This window comes from Microbulbifer variabilis (assembly GCF_052468405.1).
Genome location: NZ_CP174343.1, coordinates 1,157,592 through 1,174,715 on the forward strand (window position 1 = coordinate 1,157,592; position 17,124 = coordinate 1,174,715).

Genomic DNA, 17,124 nt, shown 5'->3' on the forward strand with positions numbered 1-17,124 from the left:
ATTGGTTAGAATTAATGACAGGTAAAATTGATTGGATGTATTTAGCTTTGTTATGAAGGTTTCAGTAATATTTCAGTACTAAATGCACTTCACTTGGCCAATTTATTCATTGGTTTTAATGTAAATAAGTGCGTGTGATTCTAGGTGGAGCTGATAAAAACTATCTTAAATAATTCATTAGCAGTTATATCTCATTACTGAAGGTATCCTAATAAAGAAGCTACTTACCTGATTAGATAAGTAGCTTCCGAAAAGTGAATATCAGTAGACTAAGTTTTCTGACTTATTGCGCTGACTCAGAATCGTTCACCCACTTGGGTTTTCCGGGAGCTATAGGGGCAAATCTATATAACTCCCAGCCACCTCTTGGATCCAAATTAAATGGGTTTGCAGTGCCGAGCCACATAAACCTGGGGTGATTGATCATTGTGCGGAAACCAAAGTTCCCGGAATTGCCAACGCCATTAAAGGTGGCTGGAATAGCTCTACGATTTGGTGAAAAGAAGCGGTAGAGCTTGCCGCCAGAGGTCTTGGGATTTGATAGCGCATCTTCCAAGAACATGAGTAGCTCCGCGGGAAGCTCGTTGGCAGGATCGGTTCCACTTTCAATCAGGCCAGCAAACTGCCGACTCACATCCAGGGTTCCCAGATACATATCGCTGCCCGTTACCCCTAGGCGCCAAGTATAGACATTAAATGGCCACCCCAAGCCGGCTCTGCCTAATTGGGGGAGGCCTGCCAGAGTATTCTTGTCAACAAACATATTGCTGTCTGGATCCCAAACCTGAACATCCTTGTAGCCATAGAGCACTTCAATCTTTGGTTTCCGTTTCTTTTTACCAAATCGATCTCCGCGGAAAACCGTTGTTGCCCTATGGGTTGCGATGATGGTTTCCAGCTCTCCAATTGGATTGTTCCAGGTTTCCCCGTAAGCGAGGACATGCGCCCTAAAGCCTCCCAGCGGGAAGTTAATCGTGCCCCAATAGAGCTTGCCGCGCCAGGAGGTAATATCACCGCCAGCATACGCACCTGCGGAAACAAGGTCTGGTTCGTACTCGGTAATGTTCCAGACTTCCTTCCACTCTTTGGCATTTTCCGGCAGGAATCCACCCTCCGGAATTTTGGGGCTCATTACAATGCCGGAGTAGGCACGGATTTGTCCCGTCTGAGCGTCGCCAGTTGGCCAGGTAGAGAAAAACAGGCGACCATCATGTACGGTGAAATTAGCCGGGGTGCTTTGCATTGTACCCACGACCTCAAACCTGAATGGATGATGGATATTGCCCATCCAGCGTAAAACCTCCCCTGTGCCACCGAGAGATTCTTGCACAGCCACACCGGTATATAGAACGCCCTCATGGTTAAGGAACTTGCGGATATTGGAGTATTGGGGAAACCGCTTGGAGCCAAGGTAGCGACCCGTACTTGCCTGCCAGGCCATCATGATGATGCTGTTGCCGCCGCCTTCACCGGCGATTCCCTCCTGAACCCCACCGGGACCGGCGAGAAATACTACGTCATCGGCATAACCGCCGGAGCGGAAGCCCAGCGTATCTTGTAGCAGGGGATCGTAAGTAGGGGTTATTTCCGTTACCTCAAGCGTACAGGTATCCATGCGATAGGCCATTGGAGCACGCCAATCACCAAGATTTTTAAGATTTGGATTCTCTTGGGCGAGTATTCCCTCTGCAAACTCACAAACCCAGCCCTGGTTGGGAGCAAAGATAGGCGTCAGTACGGCATTTGGAGAGGCCTGTGCAGTACAAGGGACATTTGCTCCTGTGCCCCAGTAGAGGAAACGGGGTGACTCAGCCATACCCCAGATCTGGGCGCCGTTGCGTTTTGGTTCACCCGCGGAGCAGACGCCATCAACCAGCTCGGGGTAGGGTTCACCAACGCCATTAAAGCACTCATCCACTGGGGCTTTGAACAGCTTATCGAACCGGGGTTTAACCCTTTTACAATGCTTGCCAGGGTGCCCCAAGGATTCTTCGCCGTTTCCGCTCCATTGTGCGTTGGCACCGGGTGCAACCAATGTCGCCAGAAATATTGAGAGTGCAAAACAAGATGTGACTTTCATAAGCATCCCTTCCTCTACTACAGACCGCTATGGCGGGTGATACTACGGGTCAAAAGGCAGGTTTGAGTAGAATATGCCAATCCACATGGGAGAGTAATATTCCCTAAAAAGTAGAGATTAGGATGTCACTAGAGGCAAGAATATTGGCTAGATTATTTCCTCCTCAATAGTACCAGTCAGATTGATATTTGAGATAGCAGGATACTATAGCGATGATGCGCTTGTTAAAATTTTGTTACTTAATGAGGTGGTCGCCAATTTTAGTGTGGGCTTGCCGATCTTTCTTAAGGCGGCTAGTACAACAGGTTGGTGTGTTATCAAATAGGGAAGGTTGTATTAGGTGCTTTATAAATTTAATTTGGTGTAACGGGAAGAGTAAGGAGTATGGTATTGGCTGTCCCTAAAATTCTCAGTATATTTTTAATCCGTCTAAAAACTGGTTTTCACTAGATAAAATGAAAGAAGAAACTGGATTCTTTGTAGGCAAATCGCTGGCTTCTTGGGATGAGGCCGGCTCCATTCATTGGGAAGTCAATAAGCAGCTGCTCGAACAAGTCTCAGACTCTAAATTTAATGCTTTGGAGAAGGATTTCGATACATTAGTAAGTGGTTATGATATTTGCGGAAAATCAGTGGTACAAATTTGCTGCAACAATGCAAAAGATCTGATATCCATAAAAAAGAAAGGAGCTGGCCGCTGCGTCGGTATTGATGGATCTCAAGCCTTTGTCGATCAAGCCAAGCTTCTGGCAAAAGCCGCGGGATATCCAGGTATGGAGATTGTATGTTCTAACATCTACGAGTTACCAGAAAAGCATATTGGTCAATTTGACTTTGCAGTTATTACCATTGGCGTACTCAACTGGATGCCGGACCTAAAGCGATTTATGCGTATTTGTGCTTCGCTGCTGAAGCCAGGCGGCTATCTTTTGATGGAGGAGATTCATCCTGTTTTGAATATGTATGAAGAAGGTAACCCTTCACAAATTGCGATGTCATACTTTAATCGAGAGCCACAGCGGGATGATCAAGGGTTGGATTATTTTAGTGGTAGGAAGTATCAGGCAAAAGAAAATTATAATTTTCACCATACATTGGCCGATGTGCTGATGGCAGCAATTGCTTGTAATCTATCATTGAAAAACTTTATAGAGCTGGGTAAGAATATTGGGAATTGGTGTGGAGATCTAGAGGAATCTGAGTTTGTGCCGCCTATGGCAATGCTGGCCAGCTGGCAGAAGCAATTCTAAATGACAAAACCGTGGCTATTGGAGCCTTATTGTTAATTACTAAGGAAAGCGAATGTATCAGTTGTTTATAGCAAATAAAAACTATTCATCATGGTCACTGCGGCCCTGGTTGTTAATGCACCACCTGGAAATTCCCTTTAATGAGCAGTTGGCGACTTTTGAAGAGGGGGGAAGCTGGGAGAAATTCCATAGTTTTTCCCCTACTGGATTGGTGCCCTGTTTGATTGATGGCGATATTACCGTTTGGGATTCCCTTGCCATAGTGGAGTATGTTGCAGAAGATTTTCCGCAGGTTTGGCCCATCGATAGACTGGCAAGAAGCTGGGCACGGAGTGCTTGCGCTGAGATGCACTCTGGTTTTTCGGTTTTAAGGAACATCTGCGCTATGAATTGTGGTTTGATTGTGGAGCTGGTTGAGATTCCACCGCAACTACAGAAAGATATTAGTCGCATTGATGAGCTTTGGCAGGAAGGCTTGCAGCGATTTGGTGGGCCTTTCCTTACCGGGGGAGAATTTACAGCGGTGGACGCCTTCTTTGCGCCAGTTGCTATCCGCGCACAGAACTATGGGTTGCCATTTAGTAATGCAGCTAAACAGTATATTGATCAGTTGCTAAGTTTACCTTCTATGAAAAAATGGATCTCAGATGCGCTGCAGGAGCCCTGGAGAGAAATGCTGCATGAGGAAGAGGCTCGAAATATGGGTGTTGTGATTGAGGACTTGCGTAGCTAATAATTATTTTTAATATTGATGTAGCATGTCACAAGCGTGATTACAGCTAAAGTCGCGTTTGTGACTGTTAAGGAAGTTTTTTTACTCAAATAGAAAGTCTTTTTCGTGGTTGTTTTACGCATTTGGGGCTTCGGGTGAGAAACACATTATTCGCCCAGTTGTTTGAAGAATCTCATACCTCTGATTCGAATGGGTCATAAAGATCAAAGATGGTATGAGCTAGCACTACATTTTTATTATCAGTGGCTCCTTATTCCGATGAAAAATTGTGGGATATTTAGTTTTTCTTTTTAGAGTTATTTAAATGTTAATTTGAGATTTAATACTCGATTTTTAATTTATTCACTTATATCGATCATTGAATCTTTGAACTGGGATTGTTTTGCCTGGTAAGGCTTCTTCACTTTTAATAAATATTAAGACCCTGCACTTTAATGGCGGAAGTAACTTCTTTAACAGTGTGTTATGTACAGTGTGTATAAATCTTCTTGAATTAACCTCTCTAAGGCCCGGGGGTGCGATTCGCTGTGTAATCAGGAGATATCAGGCCTGCTTCTTCCTTCTTTGAGCGGGAGCTGAGGCTTTGTACTGACATTTGATGGGTACAAAGAAGGCCTGAGGCTTCTTTGGTAGATAACGGATCAGCTATCTGACCATAAAGTCATACTTTTGATGCATTATAAACTATTTACTTAAAAAGTCGTTATCAAGAAAGCAGACGGAGTACTTGCCTGGGCGGCGTTTCATAGGTTGATCAGGTGTTGGAGGTTGTCGTGGAAATCTCTCTGTTTACCGCAGCTTCAGGCATCTGAGGCGGTAAAGTTGGCCTGGGTGGGGCATCTGGGGTTAAACTCTCGACCTTAAAACTATTACAAAACTCTATCTTAGAGGAGATAGCAAATGCGTCAGACAATGATCGCACTAGCCGTAGCCGCATCCCTGGCGGTTGTGGGCGGTTGTGGTGAAAAGGCAAAGCAGGCTGAGGTAGCTAAAGACACTGTGAAAGCTGAAGAGTCCATGGCTGTAACTCCAGAGCACGCCAGTAACATGCTTCTTGCTGAGTGGACTGGTCCCTACGGTGGTGTACCTGCGTTTGACAAGATGAACCTGAAAGATCTCAAGCCCGCGATTGAGAAGGGCATTGAGATCAATTTGGCTGAACTTGAGGCCATTGCTGCCAACCCAGCCAAGCCCACCTTTGCCAATACTATCGTGCCGATGGAGCGCGGCGGCGCCGAATTGGGCCGTGCTACTGCTTACTACGGAATCTGGGCCGCTAATATGTCCTCTCCAGAGTTTCGTAAGGTCCAACAGGAGTTGGCACCTCTGTGGGCTGATTACGAGTCCAAAATTTACCAGAATGAAGCTCTGTTTAATCGTATCAAGGCCATCTACGACCAGCGTAACTCGATGGATCTGGATGCTGAACAAAAACGTGTTGTTGAGCTGATCTATACCCAGTTCTCTACTAACGGTGCCACGGTGCAAGGTGAAGCCAAGGAGCGCTATGCTGAGATCAATAAGCGCCTGGCGGAGCTTTACACCAAGTTTTCCAACAACGTGCTGGCGGATGAGGAAGGCTACGATATCTTCCTGACCAAAGATCAGTTGGCCGGCCTGCCGGAGTCCTTTGTTGCAGCTGCCGCAGCGCTGGCAGAAGAGAAAGGCGAGAAGGGTAAGTACGCGATTACCAATTCCCGCTCCTCTATGGACCCATTCCTGACTTACTCCGATGATCGCGAGCTGCGAAAGCAAGTATGGACCAACTACTACAGCCGTGGCGACAATGGCGATCAGCACGATAACAACGCCATCATCGCTGAAATCCTGAAGCTGCGTGATGAGCGAGTAGGCCTGCAGGGCTTCGATAACTACGCTCAATGGCGTCTGCAGGACCGTATGGCGAAGACTCCTGAGCGCGCTATGGAGCTGATGGAGGCAGTATGGCCAGCAGCAGTTGCCCGAGTGAAAGAAGAAGTGGCTGATATGCAGGCCGTAGCCGATGCCGAAAAAGCCAATATCACCATTGAGCCCTGGGACTACCGCTACTACGCGGAGAAGGTTCGTAAAGCCAAGTACGACCTGAACTCTGATGAAGTGAAGCAGTACCTGCAACTGGACAACTTGCGCGAAGCTATGTTCTACGTGGCTGGTGAGTTGTTTAACTTCAAATTCACCCCGGTAAAAGAAGGCTCAGTGCCGGTATTCCATGAAGACGTTAAAGTCTGGGAAGTGAACGATAAGACCAGTGGCGAGCATATCGGCCTCTGGTATCTGGACCCATTCGCTCGCGCAGGTAAGCGCTCCGGTGCCTGGGCTACTATGTATCGTGACCACTCCACCTTTGATGGCAAGAAGAATGTACTGTCGTCCAACAACTCCAACTTTATCAAAGGCGCACCCGGCGAGCCTGTACTGGTAAGTTGGGATGATGCAGAGACGTTCTTCCATGAGTTTGGCCACGCGCTGCACTTCCTCGCATCCAATGTGACCTACCCAACCTTGAACAGCGGTGTACGTGACTACACCGAGTTCCAGTCTCAGCTGTTGGAGCGCTGGCTGTCCACCGATGCGGTAATCGACAACTACCTGGTGCACTACAAAACTGGCGAGCCGATCCCTGCTGATCTGGTAGCCAAGATCAAGAAAGCAGCCAAATTCAACCAGGGCTTCGCCACTACTGAGTACCTGGCTTCTGCCTTGATTGATATGAAGTTCCATACCGCTAATCCTGAAGGTATCGACCCCGACAAGTTTGAGCGTGAAACACTGGACAAACTGGGTATGCCGAAGGAGCTGGTAATGCGCCACCGCACGCCGCACTTTGGTCATATCTTCTCTGGTGAGGGTTACTCCGCCGGTTACTATGGCTATATGTGGGCTGATGTACTGACCTCTGATGCGTCTGAGGCGTTTGCTGAATCTAAAGGTGGTTTTTACGACAAGGGCGTTGCTGCCAAGCTGGTTGAACACCTGTTTGCACCGCGTAACGCTGTGGACCCCGCAGATGCTTATCGCGCTTTCCGTGGCCGTGACGCCAATATCGAAGCGTTGATGCGTGATCGTGGTTTCCCGGTACCAAAGAAAAAGGAAGGCTGAGAACTTAGTTTCAATAGCTCGTTCACGAAAAAGCCGCATCTTTTGATGCGGCTTTTTTATATGTGGCATATGGAAATATTTGACTCGCAAATAAATAATTCGTAAGCCAATAAGGGGGGCGTGAGTTTATATGCAAGCCTGAACGGGATATTAAAATTCAGGAGTTAAGCAGCAGTTTTTTCGGGCCCTCCAGCAGGCTCTGTGAATCTAGCACTTGTGCTCCTATAGTAGTTGAGCCATGAGTTGAGCCATGGTGAAATAATTTTGTTTTAACAATATAAGTTGACCAAACGTATGGCCAGGGTATAACAAGTAGGTCGGCAATAATCCCGATTGTATTGGATCATATGCGTCCTGCTGCTATAGGGCCAATCTTTCCAGCTGACCAGAGTTTCAGGCCAGCTGCCAGCATCCAGGTTGTTTTATAAGTTGATTATATAAATAGCAGGGGAGGTATTATATCTATTGTAATTTAGATAGTTCTATTGTCGTGAATTTAACCAATATTGTTGAAGCGAAAGCTAATGCTGCTGGAAATGGCAGATGAAAATATGGCTAGGATAAAATATATCCGGCTTAACTCGGAGTTTCCTTTGATCCCTTCTTTCGAGCTGCAAGTACAACCGGTGATATCAAGGCTGTAATAATAACAAAAATAAATAGATTGCCGCTCATAATATTGAAAACTTGATTGATTTCATCGATGGTCATGTTTTGTATGTAGTAACCAAAACCATACTCAAACAAAAATGTGAGAAAAGCCCAAAGTGAACCAAGTATAAAGCAGGTAATTATAGAATCTAACTGAAAATATTTTACAGCCCTGTAGGCTATTGCAAATACAAGTGCTGATAGAGTCAATCCACTTATTGGTAAAGATAGTTTCTCTCCCAAATATGGATTTAAAATACTCTCTCTAAAAAATCCATTTGCAATTGCAGCCATAACCATGACAATCCAAGCAGTAGTGGCTTTAATGAGGAACATGGCTTGACGCATTGTGTGCTATTTTATCACAGGATTCTTAAAGAGAAACTATATTATTGAATGCTTGTTTGAGCAATAGTTTTATCTGGTTCAATTTGAAAACGTTTCTTCTGAAGTAAAATAGATAAACTATCCTTAATTCCGCACTTTTTAGTAAAAATATATATTCTTGATGTCAACGATATTGGCTTGAGCTCTTCCAGTGAAAAAGATCTTGAATCTAAGGTTTTCTGATGGTATGGGTTTCAACTTAGCTGTTTAATTCTATATAGAGCCTAAGCATGTCCTTGTGTTGCAAGTCATTTTCAAAAATTGGCTGATCATAATTATTTAGGAAATAATCCCTGATGACAGCTTCCACTCTAAAGCCATGGCGCTGATAGAAAGTTAACTGATAGCCAAAAGTGCCTGTGCCGAGTTCAACTCTATGGATTCCTTTTGAGGTTAGTTCCGAAAGTGAGAATTCCAGGAGCTTAGTGCCAATTCCTTGTTTTTGTTTCTCTGGGGAAATAGAAATATTGAAAATCTCCGCAATGAATGTATCAACTCTATTTGCAACGCAAATGCCTTTAATATGGTTAGTGTCAATGGCTGCAAAGCACCAGGAACCAGGCAGATAGGAGCGTATATGTTTTTTGGATGGGTCGGCCTCAAGTAAAAGTGAGAGGGGGACATCCTTTTCTGGTATTTGAGTATATTCAATCGTATTTTGATACTTCATATTGTCATATCGTGCACTAGGGTATGTTATCGTTGTCAATGCTTGAAGAGGCTCCCCTTTCCCAGTAATTTTTTTTGCTGGATCTTTTATGGCAAAGTTACTTATCAAGTTCGACAACTTTGCCAGCATTAACGATTTCCTTATAAAAGGGGGGTAGGGTTAGGCCAGTTTCTACAGCTTGCTGCAAAGCTGCTTCGTCATTTTTTACTTTTTGGAGTTTACTGCTTATGGCGTTCAATTGCTGTAAGGGTACGACAATAACTCCAGCTCGGTCTGCAATAATAATGTCACCTGAGCAGATATGGGTTGAATCAAGGTTTACAGGGAGGCCAGCTGATGCCGGGCCGTTTCTAGCTGGTGAATTCGGTGTAACCCCTTTGCAAAACACAGGAAGTGAAAGACGTTCTATTCCTTCTAAATCTCGAACCAACCCATCAGTGACAAATCCTATCACCCCTTTGTTTTTCATCATGCCCAGCACTAAATCGCCAATTACCGCTGTTTGAGTATATGAATCTGTTGAGGCAACCACTATGTCACCAGGTTGCGCTACGTCGAGCGCTCCCAGAACACCAAGATTGTCCGCAGGGCCACATTCGCAGGTGACCGCTATACCGACTATTGAGGAGTCCATTGGTAATATCGGTTTAATAGCATGGTGTAGAGATCCGCGACCATCCATACAGTCGACAATAAATTCTGTTGGCGTATTGCGTAACACGTTTATGTCGGCCTGAGATGGGCGGGTAAAGTTACGGTGTAGCTTGAGGGTTGGGCTGTCTTCTATCATGGAAAACGCAGCTATTTAGGATTGATAAGCAAAGATATAAGTACATCAATACCAAAGTGTCAAATTACTTAATTTGTTCCTGCCACTCCTGGGAAAGCTAGTAGTAGCATCGTAAAGGGTTGGCAGTGTGAAGCATTGGATCTGTGATTAATAATTGGGAGTAAAGCTAATATGCTTATCAAGTACTTAGCTCTTCTGGATGCACTCTTCGAGAAACTCTGGATTCGATCATCTTATTATTTCCGGCTTCAGTCAAAAGCCAGTTTCCATCTCTATCAATAGATATCAAGCTTAACGCTATAAATTGAACTCGTATAGAGAATAATACTTGTTGATCTACTTTGAAATCTGAGGCATTCAGTTTACTTGATGTGGATCTATTAAATTCAGTTGCAATGAAATTGCTTACTAAATTTTCATGTGGTGAGCGCGTCAAGTATGGTGAGATGATTGAGAATAATTTACTCCATGTAGTCTCTGTTTTCCAGGTTTTATCAAGTATTTCATAATTGATACTACTTGCGTTAACAGAGTAAGTTCCTGTTATATTAATAGAGTCATGCCAATCTGCTAAGTCGGATAATGGAATAATAAACGAGCTTCTATTTAGGTTTTCGAGTTGCAATTTGAGTGAATCATTTAGCTTTCTTAAATTGTTGAGTTCTATAAGTAAATCTGGTGAGGCTGTTGAATTAGCTCTAACCCATCCTGTAGAGGGGAATATTTTTATTGTTTTATTTAAGCTAAGGGCGACTTCGCCTGGTAACTGCCTTGGGTCTGACCAAAATCGAACCAGTCTCCCACTACTAACTTTTTCTCTAAATTTATTTAGCTTTCTCTCAAGCTCTTCACTTTTTTCAGTCTTTGCTCTGGGTAGTAATTCAGGGGAGTCATGTAATAGAGCAATAACTTTGATTCCTTTGCTAACAGCATAGTCAAATTCTTTCTCAGTATAGCTAAGACCGTTATCGGCTATTGATCCATAGCGACCACCAATTATAAGCAGGTAATAGTCACAATCATCTATAACTCTCTGAATGAACTCCCATTGTTCTTCGTCTGCTGCAGGAAATAGCTCCATTCCAGCAGGGATACAATCCATTTCCATCAGGGTCTGAAGAACTTTCTGTCTCTCTTCTTTTAAATCAACATAGGTTGAGCTGACAAAAACTTGATATCTTTTATCCATACTTTAGTGTACTCAGGCTTTTGAAAGATGTTTAAATAGATTTCTGATTAACGACTGTAAAAAAGGATGTAAACATTTTGCAAATGTATGAATATTTTATAAGAACCGAAATTTGTTGCTTAGAATTGCACTGTTTTTAGAGTGTAGGATCGGTTGGTGGTAGTAAAGATATTTAATATCGTGGCTGATCACTGGCTTTATATTCAAAGAACACACTGCAGTTTTATTGCAATTCTTGAGGGAGTAAAAAGCGGTTGTGACATCTAGCACGATTTTTTCTTCCTTGTGTACTTACATTGAACATATTAAGGGGTTCAATGTATCCCCCAGATTTTATCATCAAATGGAAATCATTTGGAGACCAGCAAACTCTATCACTGTCGGCCACTTGTTAAAAGGTCCCATCTGAATATCCTGTAATCTGGTGGGCTATTTTCATCTGTTGATAATCTTTTGAAGGTGGTAAGTCAGCTTTTTCTTACAGACAAACTGTTATTGAGCTTTTTGATGTATGGCAAGATGGTTGCTATCTGCAATATGTCCAAAGTAATATCTAGATCTGATATTTGATGAAGTTAGTTGTTGATCACTTACCTTTAAATTCTGTTTTTAATAATTAGATTTATTTTTTTGGGGGGGATTAAAGTGGATTTTGATACTTTTGGTTTTATACAATCCAGGTAGGCTTTTATGAGATGGCCTGGCCGCTGAGTCAAAGACTAGGTAAGCCTGGAACCTGAAGTAGAAATGACCTGGGTATTCGAATTTAGAGCACCTAAGATTATACATGAAAACAAGTTTGCTCATTACGCTATAGCATTTGGCTTTTTTAGGTCGTTTGCGGGCTCTTCCTAAAATTCTTGAGTGCTTACTGTAACTTATTGCAAAGGTAGTTCTTCAAAAAAGTACTTTAAGCCACTGCTGTTAAGAAAAGCCCATTATTCTTATCAGAAAGTGGTTTTATAAACCCTTTCCCCCTCAACCCAGGTTTCCATTACTTTTGCTTTCCAGATTTCTTGAGGGTCTATCTCAAAGATATTCTTGTCCAGTAAAATAAAGTCTGCGAATTTTCCAGCTTCAAGGCTGCCAATCATTTTCTCCTGGTGGCTGGCATAGGCTGCGTCAAGGGTGAATGCACGTAGCGCCTGCTCCAGGGTCATTGCTTCCTCGGTGCGCCAACCATCAGTGGGATTTCCCTGGCGATCACGGCGGGTTACTGCTGCATGGAGTCCGAAAAGGGGATTGGCGGGCTCTACAGGGAAATCGGAGCCGGCAGCGATTGGTGTACCTTGATCTAATAGGGTTTGCCAGGCGTAAGCACCGATCAGGCGTTTCTCTCCCAAACGATCACCAGCCATGTTTTTATCACTGGTGGCATGGGTGGGCTGCATCGAGGCAATCAGATTAAGCTGGGTAAAGCGAGGAATATCCTTCACTTCTATGACCTGTGCGTGCTCCACACGGTGGCGAAGCTGCTTCTGGCTTTCAGCCTTATCCAGTGTCTCCAGGTGATTGAGTACGATATGGTTGGCTCTATCGCCGATGGCATGGACATTCACTTGAAAATCGTTATCGGTAGCTAATTTAAGCAGAGAGAGCATTTTGGTTTCTGGGTAGAGTAGAAGCCCTTTTTCCGATGGACGATCGTGATAGGGTTCCAGTAGCGCTGCACCACGACTGCCCAAGGCACCATCGGCCGATAACTTAATACTGCGCATATACAGTCGATCTTCGGGACCGCCGATATGGCCGGCTTTTAGCAATTTGGCATAGTTGTGGCTGTCTACTGACAACATAGGGTACATCCGCATGGGGATAGCACCTTCTTTAGATAGTTCTCTATAGGCGTTAAGAGTTTTCTCGTTAATACCTGCATCATGCACGCTGGTAAGGCCCAGAGAGAGCGCCTTGGCGAAGGCATTCTGTAGGGATTTCTTTTCTTGGGTGAGAGTGGGGGCTGGAATGGCCTTTTGTAAAAGACCCATTGCATTGTCAATCAAGATGCCTGAAGGTTCGCCTTTGCTATTCCGCAGAATCTCACCGCCTTCCGGCGATTGGGTATTTTTATCTACGCCGGCGAGACGCAGCGCTTTGGCGTTGGTCCAACCGGCATGGCCATCTACCCGCCGTAGCCAGATCGGATGATCAATTTCCAGGGCATCCAATTGGTCGCTCGTGGGAAATTGTTTGCCTGGCCAGGTGACCTGATTCCAGCCTCTTCCTAGGAGCCACTCATTGGGCGCCAAGTGTTCGGCGTGGCGCTTGATGGACTTCAGGGCTTCCTCCAGTGATTGGTCGCGCAGGTCCAGCATAGTATTGAGCTGGCCCAGGCCCAACATATGGCCGTGGGCATCAATTAAACCGGGTAGTAGAGTTTTGCCATTGGCATCAATCTTGTCTGCATCAGGATACTTCTTATTCAGCTCGGTAATGCTGCCAGTTTCCAATACCTTCCCTTGATCGAAGGCCATGGCGCTGAACTGGATCAGGGCTTTATCGGTGGTTTGATAGCCTGAAAAATTGTGTATCACTGTTACAGCTTGGGCGCTGACAGACGAAGCGGCGAGGAGTGCTACAGCCAGAACGCGGGAAAGTCGCATAGTTGATAGCCTTTTTGTTTTAATTGTCAGCTATTCTATGGCGGCTTTAGCTCTTATGGAAAGGCAAACACGGGAAGCGGAATTTACTTCCCGTTGGTGATTGCCAGCTCTCTTATTGATCGGGGTCGATACGCAGTAACCTGCCTTGAGGGCCATCGGTGATCACATAGAGGGTACCATCTGCCCCGATTTCAGAGTCGCGGACTCTCTCGCCAATCACGATGCGTTGTTCACCGGTAAGCGCATCGCCCTCGGGGTCAATGACTCTTAAGTCTTGAGTGACTAATCCTGCTGAAAGCAGGTGTCCACGCCATTGAGGGAAGGCTTTGCCTGTATATACGGTGAGGCCGCCAGGGGCATGGGTATCTATCCAGGCAAGAATAGGGGATACAAATTCCGGATCGGCAATTTTGAAGGAGATATTTGAGCCATCGCGGTAGTCCCTGCCAAAAGTGACCCGTGGCCAGCCGAAGTTGGCTCCTTTTTCAAGTCGATTCAGTTCATCGCCCGCGGCGGGGCCATGTTCATTCGACCATACCACTTTAGTCTCTGGATCAATGGCGAGCCCTTGGGGGTTACGATGGCCAAAGCTCCAGATTTCCGGTTGGGCGCCTTTCATATCAATAAAGGGGTTGTCGTCAGGTACTGAGCCGTCAGGCTTGATACGAATTACAGAGCCAAAATGCGTATGTAGGTTTTGCCCCTGTTCGCGTGCAAATATATCCAGGTATGCCTGCGGGGGATTTCCTCCATCGCCGATGGTCGCCAACAGAGTACCATCGGGTAGGAATGCAAATCGTGAACCGAAATGCCGGTCATTTGTTTTCCCCTGGGCGGCTTTAAATATTTCCTCAAAGTCTTGTAGAGTGTCGTTCTGCCACTTGCCTCGGCCGATGGCAAGACGGTTGTCTTGCGTATTGCCGATTGAGTAACTGAAAAAGAGCAAATTATCCTTTGCAAAGTTGGGACTGGCTGCCACATCCAGGAGGCCGCCTTGGCCCTCAAAGTAAACCTGAACGGGAAAGTCTACGGGATCTGAGAGGTTGCCATCTTTTATGGTGCGTATTTTTCCATTACGCTGAGTGATCAATAAAGCGCCATCCGGCAGCAGTGCAATACCCCAGGGATATTCGATAGGGCCAGCTACCTGGCTCAGCTTTACATTATCAATGACAGGAATCGCACCGCGGGATATGCGTGTATCAGCAAAACAGTTACTTGCGATAATTGCGTAAATAAGTACAACTGTTGTCGCGATTGAGATCCTTCTCACTTTGCCTCCTGAAAAATGTTTCTGGAAGTGGGGTAGTCGGTGGGCGGAAACTCTTGAAGTATATCAGCGGTGAGGCTTCCAATAGATGCGGCAGGGTTGTATGAGTAGCGCCCTCAGTATTACGCTTAAATGTATATACGTCGGTTTAGACTTCCACTGATTGAAATAGCTTGAGGAGGCGGGATAAATGGCCCGCTGGATGATTGTTGCAGGGTTTATCTTGGTGGTCCTTGGTGTGCTGTTGCATTTTGCGCCCTGGCTGTTTAACTGGTTTGGGCGTCTGCCAGGAGATATCCGCGTTGAGTCCGGACGTACACGATTTTACTTTCCCATCGTGTCCATGATCATTATCAGTTTGGTGTTAAGTTTGCTGGTGAATCTCTTTAGACGTTAGTTTTCAAATTTAGCTTGGTAATTGATTAGACAGAACGTAGATAGTGGAATGTAAGAGGAAAGTCCCCACCAAATGAGTAATTGGTGGGGAGGGTGGCTTTAGTGCATATAGCGGAAGCGCATCAGCTTGTAGGGCGGTTTTGCGTTACCAAGACCTGAACTGAAGGCCGGGTGCTGGTGCAGTTGATCCTGAGTGATATAAACCCAGCCGTTGCTTACTGCCAAGCTGTCGGGCCATGAAAGCTGCTTGTCTTGCACCAGAATTTTATAATCGCCTTTTGTGGTTAAACCTATCGCATTATTTTGCAGGTCAGTAACGAGAATCCCATTCCCCGGTGCCATCACAATGCCATCGCTTGGATTCTTTGGCCCAAATTCTTCAATGTTAGAGGCAAGCTTCTCATTGGAAATTCTATGGTCAGCCAGTAGTGCTGCAGGTAAGCGGTATAGGGTATTACCACTTAAGGTGCCGAAATATAACCACTCACCCTGATCATCCAATGCTATGGGGTTCAGGCCAAAGCGTAAGCTTTTACTGGAATTTTCTTTGGTTTTTGCTGATAACAGTACGCCATCAATCACGACATCCTGGTTGGGGGGCATAAAAGCATCGGCGCTCTCCAGTACCCGTCGTGACTGCCCTGTCTTAAGGTCAACTACAATGATCGCCGGTTTAGTAGCGCCGTTGAAGTTACCAAAAGACATATCAGCGATATAAATTTTCTGACGCTTCTCATCCAGGGCAAAATCTTGTGGGAAAGAGTTGGTGAGTAGTGAAGATCTAGAAATTTCCAGTTGCCTGTGCAATTTATTATTTACGCTATCCCAGGCAACTAATTGAGTGGGGGAATTCTCACTACCCATATCCAAAATCCAGACAATCCCTTCACTGTCGGAGTGTATGCCAATAACTGAAGTAAAACCGACCTTACCGGTTTCTGGCCCATCGGCCCAATCGCGGTTGGGGAATGGCTGTTTGGTTCCGTTGGCCATTACTTCCATCACTTTCAATTTTGGTGCATCCAAAGGGTGCATGCTTACCAGAATTCGACCACTGGGAGTGACTGCAACGCCCGCCGCACGGGAGTCCGTAAACTCTGTAACCGTCTGCAGGGCCCCTGACTCAACTGCATAGCTCGAGTAGGATGCAACGCTGCCAATTCCGAGTAGGGCAAATGCAGCAATTAAACTGTTCAGAGATTTCATATTTAACTTTCCAAGTTTGAATTTCGAGAGGTTTTATTGGGTTTTTGATCGTGTGCGGAGCTCGTCCTCTAAAGCGCTCAATTTGCTATTGCCAATGTAAAGCTGTGAGAGGTCTGCCATGGCAGCATCACCAATTCTCTGTTTGGCATCTTTGCGGACGATAAGGGTCGCTTCATCTTGAGTGCCCAATAGCCCTTTGGGTTCTTTGAGGGCACGGATGGTGTAGCGGTTATGTAGAAACTGTGGATGCCATAGAGGAATGACAGTCCACCGGTTCTCTGCAACTGCCTGCTCAAACCGGTCGAAGCAGTCTTCCTCAGATCCAGGGCGAAATTCGTAACCGGCTTTGTCGAGCCCATATGCCTGGATCATCTTTGCGGAAAAACGGCTGATGCCGGCTCCAGGATTGATACCTTGTATCAATCGCTCCATACGGTTCAGTGCCGGTTCATGCAAAAGATCTTCGATAGTGGAAACCGCTTCTTCAGGCACATACTCAGGAACTCCCCAAATACAGTAGGGCTCATAAAGCACAGACACTTTTTCTACCTGATCAAGGAAGGGGTTTAAGTAGATCTCGTGGCTGGACGGCAGCCATGCCGAAGCCAGTAGATCGATTTCCCCTTTATTTAACATGTCGAAAGCGGCCTCGTGAGAGGCAGACTTGAAGCTCACCTCGTGGCCATAAGATTGAAGAATTTTGGCGACTTCCAGAGCGCTGGCCTCATGGAATGACAATGCGATGTGACCAATACGAATGCTTTTATCCATATCTCATCTCCCTGCAATATGCGTTGCTGACC

General features: G+C 45.5%; 13 protein-coding genes. 4 read left to right on the forward strand and 9 right to left on the reverse strand.

From position 1 onward, the window contains the following. Nucleotides 1–283 precede the first annotated feature (283 nt). Complete coding sequence (locus ACJJJB_RS05595; RefSeq protein WP_282950983.1) at nucleotides 284–2,080, reverse strand: hypothetical protein; 1,797 nt, start codon at nucleotides 2,078–2,080, stop codon at nucleotides 284–286. A 455-nt stretch (nucleotides 2,081–2,535) separates the two neighbouring features. On the opposite strand from ACJJJB_RS05595, the gene ACJJJB_RS05600 reads away from it, so the two are divergent. The 3 genes from ACJJJB_RS05600 (at nucleotide 2,536) to ACJJJB_RS05610 (ending at nucleotide 7,162) form a co-directional block, all read left to right on the forward strand. Next, nucleotides 2,536–3,330: a class I SAM-dependent methyltransferase gene (locus ACJJJB_RS05600; protein WP_444945265.1), complete on the forward strand. Its 795-nt coding sequence runs from the start codon at nucleotides 2,536–2,538 to the stop codon at nucleotides 3,328–3,330. A 52-nt stretch (nucleotides 3,331–3,382) separates the two neighbouring features. Continuing rightward, complete coding sequence (locus ACJJJB_RS05605) at nucleotides 3,383–4,063, forward strand: glutathione S-transferase family protein (protein WP_353375147.1); 681 nt, start codon at nucleotides 3,383–3,385, stop codon at nucleotides 4,061–4,063. A 900-nt stretch (nucleotides 4,064–4,963) separates the two neighbouring features. Then, the gene (locus tag ACJJJB_RS05610; RefSeq protein WP_020414938.1) at nucleotides 4,964–7,162 is read left to right on the forward strand and encodes a M3 family metallopeptidase; all 2,199 of its coding nucleotides are present in this window, start codon (nucleotides 4,964–4,966) and stop codon (nucleotides 7,160–7,162) included. Nucleotides 7,163–7,738: 576 nt separating this feature from the next. Here the strand turns inward: ACJJJB_RS05610 and ACJJJB_RS05615 are convergent. The 6 genes from ACJJJB_RS05615 to ACJJJB_RS05640 form a co-directional block, all read right to left on the reverse strand. Then, nucleotides 7,739–8,161: a hypothetical protein gene (locus tag ACJJJB_RS05615; protein ID WP_444945264.1), complete on the reverse strand. Its 423-nt coding sequence runs from the start codon at nucleotides 8,159–8,161 to the stop codon at nucleotides 7,739–7,741. A gap of 238 nt (nucleotides 8,162–8,399) precedes the next feature. Then, nucleotides 8,400–8,999 (reverse strand): GNAT family N-acetyltransferase, encoded by a 600-nt coding sequence (locus ACJJJB_RS05620; protein WP_353375150.1) that lies wholly within the window; start codon nucleotides 8,997–8,999, stop codon nucleotides 8,400–8,402. After that, nucleotides 8,968–9,660 carry an RraA family protein gene (locus ACJJJB_RS05625; RefSeq protein WP_444945263.1) on the reverse strand — a complete coding sequence of 231 codons (693 nt, stop codon included), beginning with the start codon at nucleotides 9,658–9,660 and terminating at the stop codon, nucleotides 8,968–8,970. The genes ACJJJB_RS05620 and ACJJJB_RS05625 overlap by 32 nt, the downstream gene beginning before the upstream one ends. A gap of 178 nt (nucleotides 9,661–9,838) precedes the next feature. Further along, the gene (locus ACJJJB_RS05630) at nucleotides 9,839–10,849 is read right to left on the reverse strand and encodes a DUF4062 domain-containing protein (protein WP_444901804.1); all 1,011 of its coding nucleotides are present in this window, start codon (nucleotides 10,847–10,849) and stop codon (nucleotides 9,839–9,841) included. A 947-nt stretch (nucleotides 10,850–11,796) separates the two neighbouring features. Then, entirely contained in the window at nucleotides 11,797–13,449 is a 1,653-nt protein-coding gene (locus ACJJJB_RS05635) for an amidohydrolase (RefSeq protein WP_444945261.1), read from the reverse strand. A 112-nt stretch (nucleotides 13,450–13,561) separates the two neighbouring features. Continuing rightward, nucleotides 13,562–14,722 (reverse strand): PQQ-dependent sugar dehydrogenase, encoded by a 1,161-nt coding sequence (locus ACJJJB_RS05640; RefSeq protein WP_020414944.1) that lies wholly within the window; start codon nucleotides 14,720–14,722, stop codon nucleotides 13,562–13,564. Between the two features lie 187 nt (nucleotides 14,723–14,909). On the opposite strand from ACJJJB_RS05640, the gene ACJJJB_RS05645 reads away from it, so the two are divergent. Further along, nucleotides 14,910–15,116 carry a DUF2905 domain-containing protein gene (locus ACJJJB_RS05645; RefSeq protein ID WP_445365863.1) on the forward strand — a complete coding sequence of 69 codons (207 nt, stop codon included), beginning with the start codon at nucleotides 14,910–14,912 and terminating at the stop codon, nucleotides 15,114–15,116. Between the two features lie 98 nt (nucleotides 15,117–15,214). Here the strand turns inward: ACJJJB_RS05645 and ACJJJB_RS05650 are convergent, their stop codons facing one another. Both ACJJJB_RS05650 and ACJJJB_RS05655 read right to left on the reverse strand, forming a co-directional pair. Continuing rightward, the gene (locus tag ACJJJB_RS05650; RefSeq protein WP_445365864.1) at nucleotides 15,215–16,321 is read right to left on the reverse strand and encodes an L-dopachrome tautomerase-related protein; all 1,107 of its coding nucleotides are present in this window, start codon (nucleotides 16,319–16,321) and stop codon (nucleotides 15,215–15,217) included. A gap of 33 nt (nucleotides 16,322–16,354) precedes the next feature. Further along, entirely contained in the window at nucleotides 16,355–17,092 is a 738-nt protein-coding gene (locus tag ACJJJB_RS05655; protein WP_020414947.1) for a glycine betaine ABC transporter substrate-binding protein, read from the reverse strand. Nucleotides 17,093–17,124: the final 32 nt, after the last annotated feature.